The 4,441-nt window shown below is 73.8% G+C and carries 4 protein-coding genes and 1 riboswitch; all 4 genes read left to right on the top strand.

Features of this window, described 5'->3' with window-relative positions; translation table 11 throughout:
* The first annotated feature begins 184 nt into the window (after positions 1-184).
* The 4 genes from fmt to AC08ON_RS05660 all read left to right on the top strand — a co-directional run bounded on the left by fmt (position 185) and on the right by AC08ON_RS05660 (position 4,421).
* Entirely contained in the window at positions 185-1,198 is a 1,014-nt protein-coding gene (fmt, locus tag AC08ON_RS05645) for a methionyl-tRNA formyltransferase (protein ID WP_476607701.1), read from the top strand.
* Positions 1,195-2,652, top strand: coding sequence for an RsmB/NOP family class I SAM-dependent RNA methyltransferase (locus AC08ON_RS05650; RefSeq protein ID WP_476616572.1), 1,458 nt, complete (start codon positions 1,195-1,197; stop codon positions 2,650-2,652). Before fmt ends, AC08ON_RS05650 begins: the two co-directional genes overlap by 4 nt.
* Positions 2,653-2,685: 33 nt before the next feature.
* Positions 2,686-3,396, top strand: a complete 711-nt coding sequence (gene rpe, locus AC08ON_RS05655) for a ribulose-phosphate 3-epimerase (RefSeq protein ID WP_476607699.1) — start codon at positions 2,686-2,688, stop codon at positions 3,394-3,396.
* Positions 3,397-3,465: 69 nt separating this feature from the next.
* Positions 3,466-3,595, top strand: a riboswitch (FMN riboswitch).
* 127 nt (positions 3,596-3,722) lie between these two features.
* Positions 3,723-4,421, top strand: a complete 699-nt coding sequence (locus AC08ON_RS05660; RefSeq protein ID WP_476607698.1) for a riboflavin synthase — start codon at positions 3,723-3,725, stop codon at positions 4,419-4,421.
* The last annotated feature ends 20 nt before the right edge of the window (positions 4,422-4,441 follow it).

The raw sequence follows: 4,441 nt of genomic DNA on the forward strand, positions 1-4,441 counted from the left end.
TCCGCCATCTCCGAGCGTCGGCGGGGTACGGTCATCGGCGGCGACAGGCCTGTGGACGTCAGCCCGTACTCCCCGGCCGGAGAACGGCGGGATGCTCCCGGCCCGGTCGGACACCTCGGATCGATGACCCCCGGAGACGGTCACGGCGTCGGCAATGACGTCGCGACGGATCGGTGCTTCGCGTATGCGTCTTGTTTTCGCCGGTACCCCGGCGGTGGCTCTGCCCAGCCTGCGGGCGTTGATCGACAGCCCGCGCCATGACGTGGTCGCGGTTGTCACCCGGCCCGATCGGCCCTCCGGGCGGGGGCGGAAGGTGAAGCCGCCCCCCGTCCACGTCCTGGCCGACGAGGCCGGCATCCCGGTGCTCAGCCCGGACCGGCCCCGGGACCCGGAGTTCCTGGCCACGCTCGCCGGCCTCGCGCCCGACTGCTGCCCGGTGGTGGCCTACGGCGCGTTGCTACCGCCCGCGGCGCTCGCCATTCCCCGCCACGGTTGGGTGAACCTGCACTTCTCCCTGCTGCCGGCCTACCGCGGGGCGGCTCCGGTGCAGCGCACCCTGCTCGCCGGGGACGACCTGACCGGCGCGAGCGTCTTCCAGATCGAACCGGCGATGGACTCCGGTCCGGTCTACGGTGTCCTCACCGAGCGGGTTCGGCCGACGGACACCTCCGGTGATCTGCTGGACCGGCTCGCCGAGGCTGGCGCCGGGCTGCTGGTCGCGGTGATGGACGGCATCGCCGACGGGACGGTGCGGCCCGTGGCCCAGCCCGCCGAGGGGATCTCCTTCGCGCCGAAGCTGACCGCCGAGGAGGCCCGGATCGACTGGACGAAGCCGGCGATCGCGGTGGATCGGCTGGCGAGGGCCGCCACTCCCGCGCCGGGAGCCTGGACGACGTTTCGCGACCGGCGGCTCAAGATCGGTCCGGTGCGCCTCGGTGCGGTGTCCGGCCGGCCGGCCGGGCCGGTAGCGCTGCCCACCGGGCTGCCGGCGGGGGGGCTGCCGGCGGGGCAGATCATGGTGCTCCCCGGCGGGGACGTGGCGGTCGGCACGGGCACGAGCCCGGTGCTCCTCGGCGAGGTGCGTCCCGAGGGGCGAGGCCCGATGGCGGCCGCGGCCTGGGCCCGCGGGGTCCGGATCGCCAAGGGGGAGACCCTCGGCGCGATCGGCGCGATGCCGGTCAGTGGAGGAACGTCGTGAGATCGGCCGGTTCGCCGGGCACCCGTGGGCCCCGGCCAGCGTCAGGCGTCGACCGGCCGCGGTTGCTGGCCTGGGAGGTGCTGCGGGCGGTGGACGAGCGCGGCTCCTACGCCAACCTGTTGCTGCCGTCCCTGTTGGCGGGCAGCGGGCTGTCCGCCCGGGACCGCGGGTTCGTCACGGAGCTCGCCTACGGCTCCCTGCGTGCGCAGGGCACCCTCGACGGGGTGCTCGACACGGCGACGAGTCGACCCGTCCACACCGTCGACCCGCCGGTGCGCGACGCGCTGCGCCTGGGCGCCTACCAGCTGCTGCGGACCAGGGTCCCGGCCCACGCAGCCGTGGCCAGCACCGTCGAGCTGGTCCGCACGACGAGTGGCGAGCGCCCGGTCCGCTTCGCGAACGCCGTGCTGCGTCGGGTGGCCGCCCGGGTGGCCGAGACCGGCGGCGATCTCGCCACGATGCTGTCCGCGCCGCGGTTCGACGTCGACCCTGTCGGTCACCTGGCGGTCGTGACGACGCATCCCCGCTGGATCGTCGAGGTCGTCGCGGAGGCCCTGGCCGGCGACCTCACGGCGACCCGCGCCGCGCTGGAGGCAGACGACGTCCGACCCGCGGTACACCTGGTCGCCCGTCCGGGCCGGGTCGACCGTGACCGGCTGCTCGCCGAGGCCGCGCAGGCAGGTCTGACCGCCCGAGTCGGCCCCTACTCGCCGTATGCGGTACGCCTCGACGGCGGGGACCCGGCGGGGTTGCCCGCCGTGGCCGCGGGCGCGGCTGCCGTGCAGGACGAGGGCAGCCAGCTCGTCACCCTGGCCCTGGCCCGCGCGGTGACGGTGGGCCGTGACCTCGGGCTGACCATCGACCTGTGCGCGGGCCCCGGCGGGAAGGCGGCCCTGTTCGCCGCGCTGCTCGGCGGCTCCGCCCCATCGGACGGGCCGGGTCTGCCGGACGGGCCGGGTCTGATCGCGGTCGAGCCCCGGGCGACCCGGGCGGCCATGGTGGCCCGGTCCCTGGGCGACGCGGCGCGGGCCTGGACGGTACGCGCCGACGGCCGGGCGGTGCCGCTGCGGCCCGATGGAGCCGACCGGGTGCTGGTCGACGTCCCCTGCACCGGCCTCGGAGCACTGCGGCGCCGGCCGGAGGCCCGATGGCGGCGGACCTCGGCCGATGTGGCCGCGCTCGTCCCGCTCCAGCGTGCGCTGCTCGTCGCCGCGCTCGACCTGGTCCGCCCGGGCGGGGTGGTGGCGTACGCGACCTGTTCCCCGCATCCGGCCGAGACCGTCGAGGTGGTGCGTGGCGTGGCCGGACAACGCGCCGACACCTCCATCCTCGATGCCCGCCTGACCCTGCCGGAGGTCGACCGGCTCGGTGACGGCCCGTTCGTCCAGCTCTGGCCGCATCTCCATGGCACGGATGCGATGTTCGTCGCCCTGCTGCGCCGGGTCGACAGCTGAGGCGTCGGACCCGGGAGCCGATACCCTCGCGAAATGGCCACCGCCCAGATCTACCCCAGCCTGCTCGCCGCCGACTTCGGCCGGATCGCCGACGCGGCCCTGGCGGTCGAGGGGCAGGCCGACTGGCTGCACGTCGATGTGATGGACTACCACTTCGTCCCGAACCTGGCGTTCGCGCCGGACACGGTGACGGCCCTGCGCGCGGTGACGGATACTCCGCTTGACTGCCATCTCATGATCGACGATCCCGACCGCTGGGCGGCCGGGTACGCCGAGCGCGGCGCGGCGAACGTCACCATTCACGCCGAGGCCGTGTCCGACCTGCCCCGCACCACCAGGGCGATCCGGGCGGCCGGGGCCCGCACCGGCCTCGCTGTGAAGCCGAACACCCCGGTCGAGCACTATCTCGATGACCTGCACCGGTTCGACCTGCTGCTGCTGATGACCATCGAGCCGGGTTTCGGCGGTCAGACGTTCATGACCGAGGTGTTGCCGAAGATCGAGGCCGCCCGGCGCCTGCTCGACGCCCGTGGGCTGGACCTGTGGCTGCAGATCGACGGCGGGGTCAACGCCGAGACGATCGAGCGGGCCGCGGTGGCGGGTGTGGACGTGTTCGTCGCCGGCACGGCCGTCTTCGGGGCGGCCGATCCGGGCCAGGCCGTCGAGCGGCTGCGTGAGCAGGCGCTGCGGGCGGCGCCCCGGCTGTCCCCGCCCGCGCCACGCTCGGCGGTCGGGCCGGCGTGACCGCGTCCGGCGGCTTCACCGGCGTCCGGCGGCTTCATATGCCAGACTTGAGGCAGTACAACTAGCAGCACGCGCGCTCCGGGGTCGGTGAAATTCCGAACCGGCGGTGACAGTCCGCGACCCGTCCGCAGGTACTGGGACGGCTGACCCGGTGGAATTCCGGGACCGACGGTGAAAGTCCGGATGGGAGGACGCGCGCGGGCCGAGTGCCCGCGGTGGTCGTTGACCGCTCGCGGGCGCGTGTCGGCGTGAGCGTGCCGGCGTGGTCCCGCGTGGTTTTTCCTCGCCCAGGGTGCGGGTGCCCGGGAGCGAGGGGCACGGGTCGGATGTTTACCGGCATCGTTGAAGAACTTGGCGTGGTGACCGCGGTGGATGCGCGGTCGGAGTCGGCGGCACTCACCATCGCCTGTCAGACGGTTCTGGGTGATGTGAGTCACGGCGCGTCCATCGCCGTCAACGGTGTCTGTCTCACGGTGACTTCCTTCGCCCGCCCGGGGCTCGACGGGGGCGCCGAGACCGCTACGGCCGGCGGCCCACCCGGCACAACGGACGGCCCGTCGGCGTTCACTGCTGACGTGATGCGAGAGACGCTGGTGCGTTCCTCTCTTGGGAAGCTCGCCGTCGGTGACCGGGTGAATCTCGAACGTCCCGTCCGGCTGGCGGACCGGCTGGGAGGCCACCTGGTCCAGGGGCACGTCGACGGCGTCGGTACGGTCCTCGACCGGCAGCCCGGTGAGGGCTGGGAGTTCGTGCGCGTCGCGCTCCCCGAGGGGCTTGACCGCTACCTCGTGGAGAAGGGCTCGGTGACGGTGGACGGGGTGAGCCTGACCGTCGTCGACATCTCGCCGGCCGGTGGCGACTCACCGGCCACCTTCACGGTCAGCCTGATCCCCACCACGCTCGAACTGACCACGCTGGGTCGCCGTGCGCCGGGTTCCCTGGTCAACATCGAGGTCGACGTGCTGGCCAAGTACGTCGAGAAGCTGCATGCCGGCCCCATCGAACCGAACGGACGACACCGATGACGACATCCGCGGCCGGCGCC

It is taken from the genome of Frankia sp. CoWAU3 (genome assembly GCF_977971855.1).